This is a genomic window from Aureibaculum koreense (assembly GCF_034296135.1).
In the GTDB taxonomy this organism is placed as follows: Bacteria; Bacteroidota; Bacteroidia; order Flavobacteriales; family Flavobacteriaceae; genus Aureibaculum.
This window is the reverse complement of record NZ_JAXKVV010000012.1, coordinates 32,545-51,716: the sequence shown is the minus strand read 5'-3', so window position 1 is coordinate 51,716 and position 19,172 is coordinate 32,545. Positions and strand designations below refer to the sequence as shown.

The 19,172-nt window shown below is 35.3% G+C and carries 18 protein-coding genes, 1 tRNA gene and 1 riboswitch; of the genes, 4 read left to right on the top strand and 15 right to left on the bottom strand.

Annotated features, from left to right (window positions below):
* Nucleotides 1–86 precede the first annotated feature (86 nt).
* The 4 genes from UMM65_RS11440 (at nt 87) to UMM65_RS11425 (ending at nt 2,245) form a co-directional block, all read left to right on the top strand.
* Entirely contained in the window at nt 87–323 is a 237-nt protein-coding gene (locus UMM65_RS11440; protein ID WP_321976687.1) for a hypothetical protein, read from the top strand.
* A gap of 2 nt (nt 324–325) precedes the next feature.
* Nucleotides 326–817 carry a hypothetical protein gene (locus UMM65_RS11435; RefSeq protein ID WP_321976686.1) on the top strand — a complete coding sequence of 164 codons (492 nt, stop codon included), beginning with the start codon at nt 326–328 and terminating at the stop codon, nt 815–817.
* A 74-nt stretch (nt 818–891) separates the two neighbouring features.
* The gene (locus UMM65_RS11430; protein WP_321976685.1) at nt 892–1,494 is read left to right on the top strand and encodes a hypothetical protein; all 603 of its coding nucleotides are present in this window, start codon (nt 892–894) and stop codon (nt 1,492–1,494) included.
* Nucleotides 1,495–1,513: 19 nt separating this feature from the next.
* Entirely contained in the window at nt 1,514–2,245 is a 732-nt protein-coding gene (locus tag UMM65_RS11425) for a hypothetical protein (protein WP_321976684.1), read from the top strand.
* 15 nt (nt 2,246–2,260) lie between these two features.
* On the opposite strand, the gene UMM65_RS11420 is transcribed toward UMM65_RS11425, so the two are convergent.
* The 15 genes from UMM65_RS11420 to UMM65_RS11350 all read right to left on the bottom strand — a co-directional run bounded on the left by UMM65_RS11420 (nt 2,261) and on the right by UMM65_RS11350 (nt 19,171).
* Nucleotides 2,261–4,495, bottom strand: a complete 2,235-nt coding sequence (locus UMM65_RS11420; protein WP_321976683.1) for a S9 family peptidase — start codon at nt 4,493–4,495, stop codon at nt 2,261–2,263.
* A 968-nt stretch (nt 4,496–5,463) separates the two neighbouring features.
* Nucleotides 5,464–5,537: transfer RNA gene (locus UMM65_RS11415), tRNA-Asp, on the bottom strand.
* Nucleotides 5,538–5,602: 65 nt separating this feature from the next.
* Entirely contained in the window at nt 5,603–6,526 is a 924-nt protein-coding gene (locus UMM65_RS11410) for a DUF58 domain-containing protein (RefSeq protein ID WP_321976682.1), read from the bottom strand.
* A gap of 78 nt (nt 6,527–6,604) precedes the next feature.
* Nucleotides 6,605–6,922, bottom strand: a complete 318-nt coding sequence (gene trxA, locus UMM65_RS11405; RefSeq protein ID WP_321976680.1) for a thioredoxin — start codon at nt 6,920–6,922, stop codon at nt 6,605–6,607.
* Between the two features lie 191 nt (nt 6,923–7,113).
* Nucleotides 7,114–8,067: a methylenetetrahydrofolate reductase [NAD(P)H] gene (gene metF / locus UMM65_RS11400; RefSeq protein WP_321976679.1), complete on the bottom strand. Its 954-nt coding sequence runs from the start codon at nt 8,065–8,067 to the stop codon at nt 7,114–7,116.
* A gap of 137 nt (nt 8,068–8,204) precedes the next feature.
* Nucleotides 8,205–10,892 carry a methionine synthase gene (gene metH, locus UMM65_RS11395; protein WP_321976678.1) on the bottom strand — a complete coding sequence of 896 codons (2,688 nt, stop codon included), beginning with the start codon at nt 10,890–10,892 and terminating at the stop codon, nt 8,205–8,207.
* Nucleotides 10,892–11,173 (bottom strand): antibiotic biosynthesis monooxygenase family protein, encoded by a 282-nt coding sequence (locus UMM65_RS11390; RefSeq protein ID WP_321976677.1) that lies wholly within the window; start codon nt 11,171–11,173, stop codon nt 10,892–10,894. Before UMM65_RS11390 ends, metH begins: the two co-directional genes overlap by 1 nt.
* On the bottom strand, nt 11,170–12,177 hold the full coding sequence (locus UMM65_RS11385; protein WP_321976676.1) for a homocysteine S-methyltransferase family protein: 1,008 nt from the start codon (nt 12,175–12,177) through the stop codon (nt 11,170–11,172). The genes UMM65_RS11390 and UMM65_RS11385 overlap by 4 nt, the downstream gene beginning before the upstream one ends.
* Before the next feature lie 99 nt (nt 12,178–12,276).
* Nucleotides 12,277–12,491, bottom strand: a riboswitch (SAM riboswitch).
* Nucleotides 12,492–12,541: 50 nt separating this feature from the next.
* Nucleotides 12,542–13,432 carry a cysteine synthase CysM gene (gene cysM / locus UMM65_RS11380; protein ID WP_321976675.1) on the bottom strand — a complete coding sequence of 297 codons (891 nt, stop codon included), beginning with the start codon at nt 13,430–13,432 and terminating at the stop codon, nt 12,542–12,544.
* Entirely contained in the window at nt 13,419–14,189 is a 771-nt protein-coding gene (gene epsC, locus UMM65_RS11375) for a serine O-acetyltransferase EpsC (RefSeq protein WP_321976674.1), read from the bottom strand. Before epsC ends, cysM begins: the two co-directional genes overlap by 14 nt.
* A gap of 91 nt (nt 14,190–14,280) precedes the next feature.
* Nucleotides 14,281–14,601, bottom strand: coding sequence for a 2Fe-2S iron-sulfur cluster-binding protein (locus UMM65_RS11370; protein WP_321976673.1), 321 nt, complete (start codon nt 14,599–14,601; stop codon nt 14,281–14,283).
* Nucleotides 14,601–15,650: an NAD(P)/FAD-dependent oxidoreductase gene (locus tag UMM65_RS11365; RefSeq protein ID WP_321976671.1), complete on the bottom strand. Its 1,050-nt coding sequence runs from the start codon at nt 15,648–15,650 to the stop codon at nt 14,601–14,603. The genes UMM65_RS11370 and UMM65_RS11365 overlap by 1 nt, the downstream gene beginning before the upstream one ends.
* Before the next feature lie 12 nt (nt 15,651–15,662).
* Nucleotides 15,663–16,274, bottom strand: coding sequence for a precorrin-2 dehydrogenase/sirohydrochlorin ferrochelatase family protein (locus tag UMM65_RS11360; protein ID WP_321976670.1), 612 nt, complete (start codon nt 16,272–16,274; stop codon nt 15,663–15,665).
* Nucleotides 16,275–16,286: 12 nt separating this feature from the next.
* Nucleotides 16,287–17,075, bottom strand: a complete 789-nt coding sequence (gene cobA / locus UMM65_RS11355) for a uroporphyrinogen-III C-methyltransferase (protein ID WP_321976669.1) — start codon at nt 17,073–17,075, stop codon at nt 16,287–16,289.
* Entirely contained in the window at nt 17,072–19,171 is a 2,100-nt protein-coding gene (locus tag UMM65_RS11350) for a HEPN domain-containing protein (RefSeq protein ID WP_321976668.1), read from the bottom strand. Before UMM65_RS11350 ends, cobA begins: the two co-directional genes overlap by 4 nt.
* Nucleotide 19,172 lies beyond the last annotated feature (1 nt).

Genomic DNA, 19,172 nt, shown 5'->3' with positions numbered 1-19,172 from the left:
TAGAAAGTATTAAAAAATTCTTAAGCTCAAAAACCAACTTAGAATGCTCTATACAACAAGACCAATGGTTTGATGATGGTGAAGTAATGTTAACGGCTGGCAAACAATGTGTAGTAGTCAAAAAAAGCGGTACGGCAGGAGCCAAAGTGGTTTTAAAAGAAAATAATATAGTGGATATAAAACCCATTGCTCCAAGTACTTTTATGAATACCTTAACGCAAAGAGGTATAATTGCCGTAATTGTACATGCCATTATATCGGGTTCGCAAAATAAGGTGGCCGACCAAGTAGAAAACTATTTATTGGAAATTCAAAATGGGTAACCATGACAGTAGAAACCTTTAACTACAAAGAAAAATTCTCCTTTTGGGTGTTTACGCCAGCAGTAGTTTTTATTGCCTTATCTTCTTATGCTTTTTCGCAAAAAGTAAGTTTTACCTATAAAGGACGATCGTTTTTAGAGTACCCTTATAGTTTTTATATTCCTGGAGCATTGGCTGTATTGTTTATTTTATATGCTATTTCAAAATTTATAAAAGCAACAAAATCAAACCAAAATAAAAAACCAATTAGTTTGGGTGAATCCTATATGACCTTTCCAAAGGGGTCTTCGGACAGTATTACCGTCAATTATAGCAATGTGAACGAATTATGGGTAAAAGACGATAATGATGATGGCGAATCCGTAATTTTATATACAGAAAACAACAAAAACAGGTACGAATTCTTTGCTGAAAATTTTGAGAACGACACAAAATATGTAGCTTTTAAAGTGTTTCTGGAGCAAGTTTGTATTAATATTACAAACAGGAAGTAAATAAATACCATTATAAAATATAAAAGGAAAATTGCTGTTAGTTAAAAAACATATTTAATCAAATACTTGTTATCATGATATTTTTCGGAAGCAGAAGCAAACATTTAAAAACAGAAAGAGTTTCAGGCCTAACTTGCCAGCATTGTCAAAATCAAGGCTCAACCAACATTAGTATTTTCGCCAAATACGCCCATATTTATTGGTTGCCTTTTTTCCCGATGGGAAAAACGGGCGTTTCGGAGTGTAACCATTGTAAAATTACCTTGGCTCCAAAAGATATGAACCAACGCTTAAAAGACAGCTATTATAAAGTAAAATCCGACACCAAAACACCTATATTCCATTATTTTGGTTTAGGGCTGATCGGAGCGTTTATTATACTTATGATTTATGCTGTATCTGCTCATAAAAACGATGTTAAAACGTATATAGAAAATCCACGGGTTGGTGATGTGTACGACTACAAACCCAATGATTATTATTCTACCTTAAAAGTTACAGAAGTTACTCAAGATTCTATAATCTTAACGCCAAATGGTTATGAAATTGAAAAGAAAAGTAAACTCTATAAAATAGACAAGTCCGAAAATTATACGGGCAAACCATACGCCATTGGTAAAAACGAACTTAAACGTATGTATGACAATAAGACAATTCTAGATATTGATAGAGATTAACTTCTGATATTTAAAAAAAATGCAAAGCAATAATAACATTTACTCTTTTACAGAAGAGGCTGCCAACAAATTAGCTACCAAAAAGATGATTGCCTTATTTCCTATGATGGTATGTTTGGTTTTTACAGCATTTGTAATTGCCAATGCAGTGAAAGACAATGGAATGACACAGGACAAAGAATTTATCTACATTCTCGGTATTGTTGGATTAATTATTGTAGTTGCCGGTTCTTTCGCTGGTAAAAAAGGTGCAAAAGGGCTTTTCGAAGCCACAAAATTTGCACTTGACGACACCTCTTTAGAAAAACAAATCCCTAATGCTAAAAATGTAAAAATAAGTTTTAGAGACATTAAGAGTTATCGTGAAAGCAAAAACGGATTTAGAGTAAGAGCCATGAAAAAGCAAATTTTTGTTCCATCGGTAGTAACAGATTATTCAGAACTTGTGTCAAAAATCAAAAAGAACACACAATCTGGTGTTATAAACTACAGCACCAAGTTCAAACTCAATGAATATGCAGAAATGAATTTGGTCGGCTTAGGCCTAATGGCAATAGCCATTAGCTTTTTTGTATTGGATGGCAAAATTTATAAGCTAATTTTTGGTATCCCGCTATTGTTTGGGCTACTATATGCAATTTATGACGCCTATACAAACAAACATACACAAACAAACGAAGGTGCCTTAGGAAAAATAATGCTCTACACTTTGATTTTAATTGGTTATTTGATTTACATTTTAGTTACTTAAGACAAATACCTAAAATTACTTTGCCCCTGCTGGTAAATTAGTTATTAAATAATTTGTCAAAATCTCCCTTAAATGTCTTGATGTATTTTCACCTTCGTGAATTCCATGACTCCGATTTGGATAAGACATCATAGAAAATATTTTATTATGCTTTATCAATTCGTTAATTAACATTTCTGTGCCTTGATAATGCACATTATCATCTCCAGTGCCATGTAAAACAAGTAAATTGCCTTCTAGGTTTTTAGCATAATTAATTGGCGATCCTTTTTGATAACTTTCAGGCATTAATTGCGGTACCCCTGAATATCTTTCTTGATAAATGTTATCATATAATCTTTGATCTGGCACAGGTGCCACAGATATGCCCGTTTTATAAATTTCAGGATACCTAAACATCATATTTAAAGTCATAGAACCTCCGCCGCTCCATCCCCAAATTCCAATTCTGTCTTCATCGACAAAAGGATAGGTCTCAACAATTTTTTGTGTTGCTTCCGCTTGATCTTTAGATGATAATACTCCAATCTGACCATAAACCGACTTACGCCACTCACGCCCTTTTGGTGCTGGTGTTCCACGGTTGTCAATACTCATTACAATATAACCTTGCTGAGCTAAATACAAATGCCACAAATAATTACTACCACCCCAAGCATCTTTTACTGTTTGATTCCAAGGTTCGCCATAAACATAAAACAATACAGGATATTTTTCGGAAGCATCAAAATCGGTGGGTTTTATCATATAGGCATCTAAACTTGTTCCATCATTTACCGATACTTTAAAAAATTCCATCGGATTTCTATCTAGTGCAGAAACTTTTTGTTTCAATTCAGAATTACTTACCAAAGTTTTGAGAACCTCGTGATTAGGCAATGAAATCAATTCTGTAATCGGTGGCATTTCTGCCGTAGAATAGTTATGTTTTGCAAATTTACCATTGGGCGATATATCATAACTATGTGTACCGGGTTGATTTTTTGGTGTCAACCTTTCCGCTTTTCCCTTACCATTCATTTTAGTTCGATACAGGTACTTTTGAGTGGCTTTATTTGGGCTTGCCATAAAATACAACCAATTATATTTTTCATCAATCAAGACTATATTAATCATGTCATAATCAGAAGATGTCAATTGAATTTCCTTACCATTCGTAATTTTATAAGCTGCTTTCCAACCACTTTTTTGACTTACCCACGTGAAAGAATTTCCATCTTTTAAATATTGAAAATCATCAACGGCGTCTAACCAAGCTGTTTCCTTATCTTCATAAACAACTTTCACCGCTCCTGTATTAACATCGCACAAAGTAACTTTATTATGGTTTTGTTCTCTATTAATGTGTTGCACCAATAATGCCTCTGAATTGGGTTTCCAAATCATTCTTGGAATGTATTGATTGGCTGCATCTCCTGGAAGTTGCATCCATGTAGTTTTTCCGCCATTTACATTTACCACACCTACTTTAGCTTCAGATGGTTTTTCACCAGCTTTTGGGTACTGAACTGGAATGGTGAATGAATATAAAGAATCAGTATTATTAATCATCAAAAAGTTTTTGATAGTAGAAGCATCCAATCGCCAATAAGCAATTTTGGTGCCATCGGGACTCCACCTAAAACCGTCTCTACATGAAAATTCTTCTTCGTAAACCCAATCAAAAGTACCATTGATTATTTTGTCTGTGCCATCCGTTGTTAAGGCTGTAATTTTATCATCAGCCAAAGACTCCACATAAATATTATGCTCACGTACATAAGCTACTTTATTGCCATCGGGTGAAAATTTTGCGAACATTAATGTGGAGGGTCTCGCATCTACTCCACCTACTTTTTTAAGTTTTTTGGTATTCAAATTCAGCACCCAGTAATCGCCTTTGGTGTGGTATCGCCAAACACGAGCCGTATTGGTGAATATTAATACTTTACGTTTATCTTCTGACCATTCATAATCAGCAATTCTAAGCGGGTTTTTACTGCCTTCAGGAATCAACCACTCAGCAGGAATTAAAACTTCTTGAGTGCCATTGCGTGTATTAGTTTTTACAATATCAAATCCCCCATCAGTTTTAGCAGACATTTCTAAGGTTGTAAAATCATTACCGCCATTAAACCATCGTAACGATTTTGAACGTTCTGATTGGAATTCGTTAGAGCTAAAAATACGTTCTAACGTTAATTCAGAATCTTGGGCAACTAAAGTAAATGTTGTTGCTAAGAAAAATAAGGTGAGGATTAGTTTTTGCATGTTTTAAAATCTATAATTTGGATTTTATAAAAGTAAAGAAATTATTCTTGTGGATGATACGGAACCTCTTTAAAACAAAAAAGCATCCCAAATTTAGGGAAGCTTTTCATCGACTAACTCTTTAATTTAGAACGATTTATATGTAAACCGTTAAAAACAACACAACGTTATTAAAATTTCTTTAACCCGAGAAATTTTAGCGGTCTGATCCTAGATTTGAACTTAACCAACAAGAATTGTTCAAATTTTTAGGCGGTTTAAAACTGAAATTATCGGATTTAGAACAACAAATCTCGGATTTTGAACAAAGAATTAAAGAGTAACTTAAAATATTAATTAGCACTTTTATTTTTAAACAAGGCTATTAGAAGAAGTATTGACATAGGAGCTATATATATAACAAGATAATAATAAAAGTATATGTAAATATTAAATAAAAATCCTAATGAATAAAAAATAAAAATTAACAACGATAACCATGAGATAAGAACAACAACGGATGTACCCACGTCGCGTAGAACATGAGCATTTTTACCGTCTGTAAAAGCAATACTGAAAAGGAGAGCATATGAGTAAGCTGAAAAGAGCGAAATAGCCGAGCAAAATATAAGTAAAGTGACCAAATCGGCTTCATTATAAAACTCATTATTAAAAAGATAAATTGAGACATACCAAAAAGGCACTAAAAGCAAGGAAAGTAATGTTGCTTTTATAGTATCATTAGATTCTGAAATATCTTTTAGATATGGCATTTAACAAAAACTTCTAAATTGATTCAAATTTAAAAACAATTTACAACTAAAAAAATATTCAAATATGCGTTATTTCCAAACCGTTGGCAAGATGTTGGCAAAATCATCTACAAAACAAAAAAGCATCCCAAATTTAGGGAAGCTTTTCATCGACTAACTTACTAAGTTAGAACAGTTTATATGTAAACTGTTAAAAACAACACAACATTTTAATTGCGGTCTGGACGGGACTCGAACCCGCGACCTCCGCCGTGACAGGGCGGCATTCTAACCAGCTGAACTACCAGACCGTTGCTTAAAGCGAGTGCAAATATAAACTCGTTTTTTAAATTGGCAAAGCCTTTTGCTAAATTTATTATAAAAATCTTTTTCTACTGACCAAGTACGTGGTAAGTATTTGTTCGAAACCTTGGTTGATATCAACAGGCACATAATCAATTTTGTATTGCATACATTTCATCTTCAATTGATTAAAATAATTTTTGACGATGGTTTTATATCCGTCTTTAACGGTATCGGCATATAAATTAATATACTCGCCCGTTTCTACATCTACAAATCTTTTCGGGGCATTGTCAAAATCGAAATCTAGTTCTTTTTTACCATCAAAGGTATGGAACAGTACTACTTCGTGTTTGTTATACTTTAAGTGACGTAAGGCTTCAAATAGCAGTTCCTCATCTTTATCTGCTTGAAACATATCGGTAAACAAGAAAATTAACGATCGTCTATGAATTTTATCTGCTATTTCATGCAAAGCTGCATAGGTCTTCGTCTTTGTTTTAGATTGTTCCTCTAAAAGTGTCTCCAATTGGCTCAACAACATTCTTCTATGACGTTCGCTTCCCTTTGCGGGAGCATAATATTCGTTTACATTGGAATACACGCTTAATCCATAAGCATCGCGTTGACGCTTTAAAATCTCTAATAATGCCGCAGAAGCTATTACCGAAAACCCAATTTTATTCAATTGCTCTAATGAAGTATTTTTTAATTGAGGGTAGTGCATCGATGCCGAATTATCAATGATTATGTGGCATCTTAAATTGGTTTCCTCTTCATACCTTTTTACAAAAAGCTTATCGGTTTTGGCATATAATTTCCAGTCGATATGCCTAGTACTTTCCCCTTTATTGTACAAACGATGCTCTGCAAACTCCACCGAAAACCCATGAAATGGGCTTTTGTGCATGCCCGTAATAAAACCCTCTACTACTTGATTGGCAAGTAGCTCTAGGTTTTTTATTCCGATGATATTTTTTGCCTCGTTTATAAACATAGCGTGTTCGGGAAAAATAAAAAGGTTTGAATCAAACTATGTCCGAAACAAACCTTTTAATTATTGTAAACGTCTTTTTTAAACTAACGCCTCTAATTTTTCGGTATATGTTGCTTTTGGAGCAACACCAACTTGTTTGTCAACAACCTCACCACCTTTAAAAATTAAAATGGTAGGTATATTTCTAACCCCATATTTAGCAGCAAATTCTTGATTTGCATCAACATCTACTTTTGCAACAACCGCTTTACCTTCAAAATCGGCACTTAATTCTTCTACTGTTGGAGCTAACATTCTACAAGGCCCGCACCAAGCTGCCCAAAAATCTACTAAAACAGGTTTTTCTGATTTTAATACCACATCGTTAAAAGTAGCATCTGTAACTTCTATTGCCATATTATTATATATTATTGTTGTTATTCTATATATTACAAAAGTAGCAAATATTTTACCAAATAATATAATCTTTAATTGCTTTTGCTTATGTTAGTATTTAAAATAGTTATTTCCTTACAATAATTTGTTTATCAATTTCAGTAAACCAAACCTGCAAGGTTAAAAAAAACCTTGCAGGTTGGCGTAAAAATTTAAAAAACGCCCTCAGCCACCGCTTTTATATTGTCCGATTTTCCCATAGAATAATAATGCAGCACAGGTAAGCCTGCATCTAACAACTCTTTAGATTGTTGAATGCAATACTCCACACCTACTTGACGGACTTCTTTATTATCCTTACATTTCTCAACTTCTTTTATCAACTCCTCGGGCAAGTCTATTTTAAAGACCTGCGGTAATAATTGTAAATGGCGTTTCACCGCAATTGGTTTAATTCCTGGAATGATTGGAACCGTAATTCCAGCTTTCTTAGCTGCATCTACAAAATTGAAGAATTTTTGATTGTCAAAAAACATCTGTGTAACCACATAATCTGCACCAGCATCAACTTTCTGTTTTAAGCGTTTTAAATCGGTTTGTAACGAAGGAGCCTCCAAATGTTTTTCAGGATAGCCCGCCACACCGATGCAAAAATCTGCTCTATCATCGGCATCAATTACATCATGTAAATATTTACCCGCATTAAGGTTTTGAATTTGACTTACCAATTCAGAAGCAAAACAATGACCACCTTCTGTGGGTTTAAAATACTGTTCGTGCTTCATGGCATCGCCTCTCAGGGCCATGACGTTTTCAATACCCAAATAATGGCAATCTACCAACAAATATTCCGTTTCTTCTTTTGTGAAACCTCCGCACAACACATGTGGTACGGTATCAACATTATACTTATGTTTTATCGCAGCACAAATACCTACAGTACCCGGACGCATTCTGGTTACTTTTCTATCTAAAAGCCCACCTTTATCAATGTAAACGTATTCTTCCCGCGAAGTCGTAACATCAATAAATGGTGGTTTAAATTCCATTAAAGGATCAATATTATTATACAATTCTTGAATATTTTTTCCTTTTTGGGGTGGAATGATTTCAAAGGAAAATAAAGTTTTGCCTTTTGCTTTTTGTATATGTTCTGTTATCTTCATAAGCCTCTCCCCCGCCCTCCCCACTAGAGAGGGAGCTTATAGGGTTCTATTTAATTATTTTATGGTTTCCCAATTTTTAAAATCTTATTTATCTATCTGGGTTATTTTAAAAGTTTCCCGCTTTCGCGGGAACGACATTAATCGTCGGCTAAATTCGGATTCAGCCATTTTCTAGCTTCATCTAGTGGAATATTTCTGCGTTTAGCATAATCGACCAACTGATCTTCTTTTATTTTTCCCAAGCCGAAATATTTTGCCTCTTCGTTACCAAAATAATAACCCGAAACACTAGATGCGGGCCACATTGCCAAATGGTCCGTTAATTTTATGCCTATATTTTCTTCGACATTTAGCAGTTTCCAAATGGTTTTCTTTTCTAAATGATCTGGACAAGCAGGGTAGCCCGGTGCTGGTCGAATTCCTTTATAGCTTTCGCTAATTAAATCTTCATTAGACAACTTTTCATCGGCAGCATATCCCCAATATTCCGTTCTCACTTTTTTGTGTAAATATTCGGCAAAAGCTTCTGCCAGTCTATCCGCCAGAGCTTTTGCCATAATGGCGTTGTAATCGTCTAAATTTTCTTGAAACTGCTTAACGAGTTCATCCGTACCAAAACCCGTGGTAACTGCAAAACAGCCTATGTAATCTTGCCTGCCACTCTCTTTTGGTGCAATAAAATCCGCCAAGGCATAACTGGCAATACCTTCGCGTCGTTTTAGCTGTTGCCTTAACGTTAAAAAGGTATCGATTTCACTGCCGTTTTCATCGTAAATTTCAATGTCATCATCGTTAACAGCATTAGCAGGAAACAAACCAAAAATCGCTTTTGCCTTCAATAGTTTTTCATCAAAAATACGTTGCAATAATACTTTTGCTTCCTCAAATATTACGGCGGCCTGTTCTCCTACCACCTCATCGGTCAATATATCTGGATATTTTCCATGGAGTTCCCAACTTCTAAAAAACGGACTCCAATCGATATAATCTTTCAGCAGACTTAAATCAAAATCTTCAATAATGGTTACCCCTATTTTTTTTGGTTTTACGATATTCGTTTTATTCCAATCAATTTTAAATTTCCGCTTGCGAGCCACTTCTAAAGTTGTATATTCTTTGGATTTTTTACGGCTTAAAAAGCTCTCTCTAAATTTATCATATTCTTCTCTGATTTGCTTTTTAAACGCTTCATTATTCTTATCCAGTAAATTACCAACAACGGTAACCGCTCTTGAGGCGTCATTAACGTGAACCACTGTATTGTTATACTTTGGCGAAATTTTTACCACAGTGTGGGCTTTTGATGTAGTTGCACCACCAATCAACAACGGAATGGTCATTTCGTTCTTTTCCATCTCCTCTGCCATATATGCCATCTCATCCAAAGAAGGTGTTATCAATCCACTTAAGCCAATAGCATCAACATTATGCTTTTTGGCTTCAGCGATAATTTTTTCTGGTGGTACCATAACACCCAAATCTACAATTTCGTAATTGTTACAGGCTAAAACCACGGCTACAATGTTTTTACCTATATCATGCACATCACCCTTTACGGTTGCCATTAATATTTTTCCTATTCCTTCGGCTGGTGCCTCGGGATCTTTAGCAGCTTCAATAAATGGTTGTAGGTATGCGACTGCTTTTTTCATAACCCGTGCCGATTTTACCACTTGGGGTAAAAACATTTTTCCACTTCCGAAAAGATCGCCCACGACGTTCATTCCCGTCATTAAATGACCTTCTATAACTTCAATGGGTTTTTCAGAAGCCAATCTCGCTTCCTCTACATCTTCAATAATAAATGCATCAATACCTTTTACCAAGGCATGGGTAATTCTATCCTGCAAAGGATCATTACGCCATAAATTTTTGGTAGCATCATCCACCTTATCTTTACCAACAACGGTCTCTGCAAATTCTAACAGACGTTCGGTAGCATCATCACGTTTATCAAACAAAACATCTTCAACCCTTTCCAATAAATCTTTTGGAATATCATCATAAACCTCTAACATTGTTGGGTTTACAATCCCCATCGTCATTCCGTGTTGAATGGCATGATATAAAAAAGCAGCATTGATAGCTTCCCTTACCGGATTATTTCCTCTAAATGAGAATGACACATTGCTCACTCCTCCACTTACATTTGCATGAGGCAAATTCTCACGAATCCACTTGGTGGCTCTAAAAAAATCCAAAGCATTTAATCGGTGTTCTTCCAATCCTGTAGCGACAGGAAAAATATTGGGATCAAAAATTATATCTTGAGCTGGGAAACCGACCTTATCGACCAAAATATCATAAGAACGTTTACAGATTTCAATTCTACGATCATAAGTGTCAGCCTGACCGTCTTCGTCAAAAGCCATAATAATTACAGCTGCACCGTATCGCTTTATCAATTTAGCTTGACGAATAAATTCCGCTTCACCTTCTTTTAAACTGATAGAATTTACCACGCATTTGCCCTGAACCACCTTTAAACCCGCCTCAATAATATGCCATTTGGAGCTGTCAATCATTATTGGCACTCTGGCAATATCAGGTTCTGAAGCAATCAGATTAAGGAATTTGACCATTGCTACTTCCCCGTCCAACATACCCTCGTCCATATTTACATCGATGATTTGAGCACCCCCTTCAACCTGGTCTCTAGCAACGCTTAAAGCCTCATCATATTTTTCATCTTTAATTAATCTCAAAAACTTTCGTGAGCCCGTGACGTTGGTACGTTCACCAACATTGACAAAGTTGCTTTCTGGAGTTAAAACCAATGGTTCTAATCCCGATAGAGTTAAATATTTTGTATTCTTTTCTGACATTATTTATAATGTTCTACTGTTGGAAAAGGTTCATAAAACTGATGTAATAATGCTTTCCATTGTTGATATTGAGGCGATTTCCTAAAACCAATTTCATGGTCTTCTAATGTCTCCCAATTCACCAATAAAATATACTTATCATCTTGCTCAATACATTTCTTAAGCTCATGTGAAATATATCCATCCATAGACGAAATTATTCTTTTCGCCTTATTAAAATTGAGTTCAAATTCCTCTGAAAATCCTTTTTTTATATTTAATATGGCCACTTCTAGAATCATGAAAATTGCTTGTCTAAAATCCTTTTAGGTTCGTATTTCTGTGCAACTTCAGCAATTAATTTAATATGCTCAGGTGTTGTACCACAGCATCCACCAATGATATTTATCAAATTATCCTTGAGATAGCTTTCTACCAATTCTTGCATTTCTTCCGGGGTTTCGTCATATTCTCCGAAGGCATTTGGCAAACCAGCATTAGGGTGAGCAGATGTATAAAACGATGTTTTTCTAGATAAACGTTGCACATATGGTTTGAGTTGATCTGCACCTAAAGCACAATTAAAACCAACACTTAATATGGGAATATGGGAAATTGAAATTAAAAAAGCCTCGACCGTTTGACCGGACAAAGTCCTTCCCGAAGCATCCGTAATTGTACCTGAAACCATAATCGGAATATCGATATTCTTTTCTTCTTTTATTTCTTCAATTGCAAATAATGCCGCTTTGGCATTGAGTGTGTCAAAAATAGTTTCGACCAATAATAAATCTACACCTCCATCTATCAATGCTTCTACCTGTTGTTTGTAAGCTATTCGTAATTCATCAAAAGTTACGGCTCTGAAAGCGGGGTCATTAACATCTGGAGACATACTAGCCGTGCGGTTTGTCGGCCCAATGGACCCTGCAACAAATCGCGGTTTATTAGGTTCTTTTTTAGTAAACCCATCCGCAACTTCTTTTGCTATTTTAGCCGATTGAAAATTCAACTCATATACCAAATCCTCTAGCTGATAATCTGCCATAGCAATAGTTGTTCCAGAAAAGGTATTGGTTTCTATAATGTCAGCACCAACCTCTAAAAATTTGGCATGAATTTCCTTTATGGCATCTGGTTTTGTAATCGATAATAAATCGTTATTTCCTTTTAAGGGTAAATGAAAATCCTTAAAACGCTCGCCTCTAAAATCTTCTTCCGAAAATTTATATTGCTGTAGCATGGTACCCATGGCACCGTCCAATACTAAGATTCTGTTTTCTAATTCTTGTCGAATATCTTTCATCGTCAAATTTTTATCAAGAGACATATTTTATCCTTCCTATTTTATTTAAGGATAGCAATAATAACTGTTTACAAGATTAATGGATTTTTGAAAATCTATCGGTTATCTATTCCTTTAAATTACTAAGGATAGAATTTAGCACCTTCTTTTTTTGAGTTTGTGAATTAAACTAATAGAGATCCTGCTTTTCAGCAGGATTAGCTTAACTAATAACTTTAAAGGCATCGCTGAGGCGATTTTTTAAAGCTGAGTTTCACTAAAAAGGGTTGCTAAGGTTTCATAGGGTCTAATCCCTCCACCTTTCTTGATAACAACTATTAAAGAACTGGCACAAAATAAAGGAATTAATAGCTTAAAACCAATTTTATTCAAACAAATCTGAGGACAAATATCGGTCGCCTATATCACAAATAATTGCAACTATAACGCCCCTTTCAATACTATTAGCTATTTTTAATGCAGCAGAAACGGAACCTCCGCTACTCATACCTGCAAAAACACCTTCTTCTTTAGCTAATCTGTTGGCAGTATCCTTCGCTTCTTTTTCACTGACTTCTATGATGGTATCAACTTTTGAACGGTCAAATATTTTAGGTAAATACGCTTCTGGCCACTTTCTGATACCTGGAATTTTTGCATCATCCGTTGGCTGAGCTCCAACAATGACAACACTCTTATCTTGCTCTTTTAAATAAGTAGAAACACCCATAATTGTACCAGTAGTACCCATGGCAGAAACAAAATGCGTAATTTTTCCGTTAGTATCTTTCCAAATTTCTGGACCAGTAGTTTTATAATGGGCTTTCCAATTATCATCGTTTGCAAACTGGTTGAGCATAAAATAACCTTTATCTTTTTCTAACTGAACAGCCAAATCGCGAGCACCTTCAATTCCATTATCTGCGGATGTTAAAATCAATTTCGCTCCGTAGGCTCGCATGGTTTTTATTCGTTCTTCGGTTGAATTTTCGGGCATCACCAATACCATATTTAATCCTAAAAGCTTTGCAATAAATGCCAATGCAATACCTGTATTTCCACTAGTGGCTTCAACCAAAGTATCACCTTTATTAATGTCACCACGATTTAAAGCTTCGTTAATCATGTTAAAGGCGGCCCGATCTTTAACACTGCCTCCAGGATTTTTTCCTTCCAATTTCAAAAATAAACGTACATTTTTATTTGAAATAATATGCGTTGCTTCAATCAATGGAGTATTGCCAATGATGTCTGTTATGGATTTACTCTGAATCATTCTCACGGGTTCTTATTTTGAACTCTTTTTGATAGGTTAAAATGGAGTTTTCAGGAACAGATTCCGTCAGGCAAACATTTGCCCCGATAACACTATTTGCACCAACAACTACATCACCACCTAAAATAGTGGCATTCGCATAAATAATCACATTATCTTCAATGGTTGGGTGTCTTTTTGTAAATGACAGACTCTTTTTAACCTGAATTCCACCAAGGGTAACCCCTTGATAAATTTTTACATTATTTTTTATAACGGATGTTTCGCCAATGACAATTCCAGTGGCATGATCGATAAAAAAAGAATCACCAATGATTGCTCCGGGGTGAATATCAACACCTGTTAATCCATGTCCATATTCGCTCATCATTCTGGGTAAAATGGGGACGTTCAATTTATACAACTCGTGACTTAATCTGTAAATGGCAGTGGCATGAAAACCCGGATATGCCAAATACACCTCTTCTAAACTTTTAGCAGCGGGGTCATTTTCTTCAAGGGCAACGGCATCTAAACTCAATTTGTACTGGATGGTTTCAAAATGAGATTGGAATTCATTCCAAAGATTTCGATTATCGGCTATCTTTAATTTATCTGTTATTTTTAAGAAAGTACTTTCTAAAAATGAATAATTCTCTTCTTTAAAATTGGCATCGAAAAGACTATAAAAAAGTTTCTTGGTAAAAACCGCTACCGTATCTTTTAAACAAATATTGTAGTTTTTAAGTTGATGCCTTTCTTGAGATGGCGATTGCATAAATAATAATATTTAACATTAAAACTAATGTTTCGCGAAGGTATTAATTTTATACTTAAATATCTTCTGGTGGACTGTTTTAATGCAAGATTTAAGATTCGGGTGCCAATTCAATTTCCAATCCATTTAAGGCTTCAGTTATTGGAATTTGGCATCCGAGTCGGCTATTCTCCTTAACATAAAATGCCTCAGAAAGCATAGCTTCTTCTTCGTCTTCCATAGCCGACAAAATATGATCGGACAAAACATAACATTGACACGAGGCACACATTGCCATTCCACCACAAGTACCTTCTACAGGAAGTTCGTAAGACTTACAAACCTCCATTAAATTCATTGCCATATCAGTCGGTGCAAGTACTTCATGGATTACACCTTCTCGGTCTTTTATTTTTATTTTTACGTCAACCACTATACAATTGCTTTAACAACGGCCTTTGGAGCCTCTTTACGACTGCCATCAAATCCGTTTATTCCACTAACAGTGGTATATTTTAAAACCAGTTTTTTACCTGGGTTGATAATTTTATAGGCAGATTGGCACATTAAAGTAGCTTCGTGAAATCCACACAAAATCAATTTTAGTTTACCCGGATAGGTATTTACATCACCAATGGCAAAAACACCGGGAACATTTGTTTGATAATCAAAAGTATCAACTTTTATAGCGTTTTTTTCAATCTCCAGACCCCAATTACCAATTGGACCCAATTTAGGAGACAATCCGAAAAGTGGAATAAAATGATCTGTCTCAATCAACTCTTCAATTCCATCTTTTACAACTGAAACTGCTTCTATTTTTTCCTTACCATGTAACTTTGTCACTTCGGCTGGTGTAATTAAATTTATTTTCCCCAATAGTTTCAATTCTTGCACGGTATCTACAGAATCCAAAGCTCCTCTAAATTCGTTTCGTCTGTGAATTAAAGTTACTTCACTTGCAACATTGGCCAAAAAGATTGCCCAATCCAGAGCAGAATCTCCACCACCAGAAATCACTACTCTTTTATTGCGATACACTTCTGGCTCTTTTATAAAGTACTCTACACCTTTATCCTCATAAAATGAAATATTTTCAATCAATGGTTTACGAGGTTCGAAACTACCCAATCCTCCTGCTATTGCCACTATGGGTGCATGATGTTTAGTGCCTTTATTAGTAGTTACAATAAACGAACCATCTTCTTGCTTATCAATTGTTTCTGCACGTTCACCCAAGGTAAAACCAGGTTCAAATTGCTTACATTGTTCCAGTAAATTATTTGTTAAATCACCAGCCAAAACCTCTGGAAAACCAGGAATATCATAAATTGGTTTTTTAGGATAAATTTCCGCACATTGACCACCAGGTATGGGTAATGCATCTATCAAATGACATTTTAACTTGAGTAATCCCGCTTCAAAAACGGTAAACAATCCTGTAGGCCCTGCTCCTATAATCAATATATCTGTTTTAATCATTTTTTTTGTTTTCTAATTTAACAATCCTTCTGTTAGCTTATTTAATGTTTTCACTTTAGCTTCAAAATTCCCTTTTATGGTTTTTCTATAGGAATTCAAATTTTTTACCATATCGTCAATATTTTCTGGAATTACTTCTTCAAAAAATTGACGTAATCTTTTGGCTGTAGTTGGCGATTTTCCATTGGTGGATATTGCTATTTTTACATTGCCTTTGGTAACGATACCACCTAGGTAGAAATCGCATAAATGTGGAGTGTCGGCAACATTCACCAACAACTGTTTTTGTTTGGCGTCTTTATAGATTTGTGTATTCACGACATTATCATTTGTAGCTGCAATGACAATATGCTGTTTGTGTAAAATATTGCTTGTATATGGCCTCTGCATTGTCAACACATCATGCTTTTTGGCCAATGCTAAAATTTCTTCAGAAAAATCTAATGCGATTAGAGCTACTTTTGCGTTAGGGCTAGATTTCAACAAAAAAGTCAATTTCTCTAAGGCTACATTTCCACCACCAATTATAATTATATTAAGTTGGTTTACTTTTAAAAAAATAGGATATAATTCGTTTTTAGCCCCCTCCGCCCCCTCAGGGAGGACTTTCTTTGTTGTGTTCATTTTTATTGATTTTTAAGCTATTGAATTATTTAATTGTATTTCTTCATGGAATAAATTTGCCTCTCTAAGTTTGGAATTTAGGATATTTCTTTGCCTTACCACTTCGCCAATGACAATAATAGCGGGCGATGAAAGTTGTTTTTCTTCTACAACTTTGCTAATGGTTTCAATGGTTCCGAATCCGCACTTCTCATTTTCGGTAGTGCCATTTTGAATAATGGCGACAGGTGTTTTTTGTTTGTTTTCAGCAGAAAATAAAGCTACTATTTCATCTAGTTTGCCCATTCCCATTAAAATAACCACGGTTGCCGTCGATTTTGCAGCCAAAGCCACATCTGTTGAAATTTGGTGTGATTTGGTAGTGCCTGTAATTACCCAAAAACTTTCGGAAGCACCTCTTTTAGTAAGTGGAATCCCTTGATAAGCAGGTACCGCCATTGCTGATGAAATTCCAGGCACCATAGCAGTTTCCAAGTTAAATTGTTGTGCATAATCAATTTCTTCAGAACCTCTACCAAAAATAAATGGATCTCCTCCTTTTAACCTTACCACGTGTCCATCAGATTTCGCTCGGCTCACGATAATGTCATTGATCTGCTCTTGCTGATACCTATAACAACCTTTACGTTTACCCACAAATATTTTTTCGGCATAGTCAGGGGCATAGTCTAAAAGACTCACATTAATCAATGCATCATATAAAATTACATCCGCAGATTGTATGGCTTTTATTGCTTTTAAGGTGATTAACTCTGGATCTCCCGGACCAGCACCTACCACTGTTAATTTTGGAATTTTCATGATTGACTTTCAATTACAGTTTCTTGTTCTCTTAAACTTCTAACTTTTGCCAAAAAATCTTCGGCATTTTTAATATAGTTTTCAGCAAAGTCTTTACTTGGTGCATTCTTACGAATCTGATAGATTAAATCAGAGAAAGAAACCCCTAAATTGATCCTATTCGTTTCTACAAAGTCTGAATCAAACTGACTAATGATACCTGCTTGTGTATTGGTTGACTTGTTTTCAGAAAGTAAAATTGCTTTCGCTGAATTTACCATAGAACTATAAGCAAAATAGATAGCATTTGAATATACTTTATTGTCAAAAGCTTCTTTCGCATTCTCTATTTTCTCATCACTTTCTAAAAATAATGTAGCGATTAAATCAATAACCACACCTGCACATTCGCCAATTCCGATTGCTTTGACATATTTTTCATTAGTTCCCCAGTCTATAAAATCATCTTGTGTTAAATTGGAAACATCAGATAAGTCAGTTAGCAAATCATAGAAATATTTTTCGCCTTGTTTCTGATAATATTCCAAGAATGGTTTTTTATTGGCGTTTTCTTCGTAATCATTAAGAATACGACGTAACGCCTCTGGGCCTCTTCTACTTGGCACTTTTACCACTTTATCGGCAAATACACCTTTCCCGTTTCCTAAATTTCCGCCTCCCAAGAGTACTTGAAGTGCAGGAGCTACCAATTTATCCGGTGTACGAACAGACATTCCTTGAAATCCGATATTTGCCATATTATGCTGTCCACAGGCATTCATACAACCACTAATTTTTATAACTAAATCCTCGTTTTTTAAATATTGTGGATATTCAGATTTTATAACGCGTTCCAATTCATCTGCAATTCCAGTGCTGCTCGCAATTCCTAAATTACAGGTATCCGTTCCCGGACAAGCCGTAATATCAACAGCTTTGTTATAGCCAGCTTCTGTAAAGCCTAGTTTTGTTAATTCTTGATAGAAGTATGGAACTAAATCTTCTTTAACAAAAGGAATCACTATGTTTTGGCGTAAACTCAATCTAATTTCTCCTGCGGCATATTTCTCAACTAAATTTGCTAGTAATCTTGCTTTGTCCGTGTAAAAATCGCCTAGCAAAACCTTAATTCCAATAGCTACATAGCCTTCTTGTTTTTGCGGAATTAGATTGGTCGATTTCCATAAATCGAAATTCTCTTTGTCTTTAATAACAACTTTCGGAGCTTCAACCGAAACAGGAATTGAAACTGGGTATAAATCTGTATCAATTGGTACAGACTTAAATTCAATAGCCCCTTGCTCTTTTTCAACTAATTCTTTAAAAGCATCTAATCCGATATCTTTAATTAAAAATTTCATTCGGGCTTTGGCCCTACTTTTACGTTCTCCATAACGGTCAAAAATTCGTAATGTACTTTCCATTACTGGAATAATTTTATCCGATGGCAAAAATTCAAACAGTATATCCGCATGCCTTGGTTGAGAACCCAATCCTCCACCCAACAACACTTTAAAGCCACGAACATTATCTTTAATTTTAGCGATAAAACCTAAATCGTGCATGTAGGACAAACCAGTATCTTCATCTGAAGCTGAAAAAGAAACCTTGAATTTACGTCCCATTTCTTGACAAATAGGATTTCTTAAAAAGAACTTGAAAACGGCATCGGCATAAGGCGAAACATCAAAAGGTTCGTTAATATCAATACCAGCGGTTTCGCTTGCCGTGACGTTACGTACTGTGTTGCCACAAGCCTCGCGAAGCGTAACTTTATCGCGTTCCAACTCAGCCCACAATTCTGGAGTTCTATCTAAATCTACATAATGAATTTGAATATCTTGGCGAGTGGTTATATGTAAGCGTCCGCGAGAATATTCATCTGAAACATCTGCAATTCGTCGCAACTGATGGCTCAAAACTTTACCATAGGGTAGTTTGATACGAATCATTTGTACACCATGCTGTCGTTGACCATACACACCCCGTGCCAGCCGAAGACTTCTGAATTTCTCTTCATCAATCTTGTTATTATGGAATAACTCAATTTTATTGGCTAATTCAATAATATCTTTTTCAACAACTGGATTTTCTATTTCTGTTCTAAAACTTTGCATT

Bases quoted from the DNA above. Each gene is read 5' to 3' on its own strand.
- UMM65_RS11440 (WP_321976687.1), top strand. From the start codon at position 87: ATGTTAACGGCTGGCAAACAATGTGTAGTAGTCAAAAAAAGCGGTACG.
- metF (WP_321976679.1), bottom strand. From the start codon at position 8,067: ATGAAGATAACAGAACATATACAAAAAGCAAAAGGCAAAACTTTATTT.
- metH (WP_321976678.1), bottom strand. From the start codon at position 10,892: ATGTCAGAAAAGAATACAAAATATTTAACTCTATCGGGATTAGAACCA.
- epsC (WP_321976674.1), bottom strand. From the start codon at position 14,189: ATGCAATCGCCATCTCAAGAAAGGCATCAACTTAAAAACTACAATATT.
- UMM65_RS11425 (WP_321976684.1), top strand. From the start codon at position 1,514: ATGCAAAGCAATAATAACATTTACTCTTTTACAGAAGAGGCTGCCAAC.
- UMM65_RS11420 (WP_321976683.1), bottom strand. From the start codon at position 4,495: ATGCAAAAACTAATCCTCACCTTATTTTTCTTAGCAACAACATTTACT.
- UMM65_RS11385 (WP_321976676.1), bottom strand. From the start codon at position 12,177: ATGAAAGATATTCGACAAGAATTAGAAAACAGAATCTTAGTATTGGAC.
- cobA (WP_321976669.1), bottom strand. From the start codon at position 17,075: ATGAAAATTCCAAAATTAACAGTGGTAGGTGCTGGTCCGGGAGATCCA.
- UMM65_RS11365 (WP_321976671.1), bottom strand. From the start codon at position 15,650: ATGATTAAAACAGATATATTGATTATAGGAGCAGGGCCTACAGGATTG.
- UMM65_RS11360 (WP_321976670.1), bottom strand. From the start codon at position 16,274: ATGAACACAACAAAGAAAGTCCTCCCTGAGGGGGCGGAGGGGGCTAAA.
- UMM65_RS11410 (WP_321976682.1), bottom strand. From the start codon at position 6,526: ATGTTTATAAACGAGGCAAAAAATATCATCGGAATAAAAAACCTAGAG.
- UMM65_RS11350 (WP_321976668.1), bottom strand. From the start codon at position 19,171: ATGCAAAGTTTTAGAACAGAAATAGAAAATCCAGTTGTTGAAAAAGAT.
- UMM65_RS11435 (WP_321976686.1), top strand. From the start codon at position 326: ATGACAGTAGAAACCTTTAACTACAAAGAAAAATTCTCCTTTTGGGTG.
- UMM65_RS11430 (WP_321976685.1), top strand. From the start codon at position 892: ATGATATTTTTCGGAAGCAGAAGCAAACATTTAAAAACAGAAAGAGTT.
- UMM65_RS11390 (WP_321976677.1), bottom strand. From the start codon at position 11,173: ATGATTCTAGAAGTGGCCATATTAAATATAAAAAAAGGATTTTCAGAG.
- cysM (WP_321976675.1), bottom strand. From the start codon at position 13,432: ATGATTCAGAGTAAATCCATAACAGACATCATTGGCAATACTCCATTG.
- trxA (WP_321976680.1), bottom strand. From the start codon at position 6,922: ATGGCAATAGAAGTTACAGATGCTACTTTTAACGATGTGGTATTAAAA.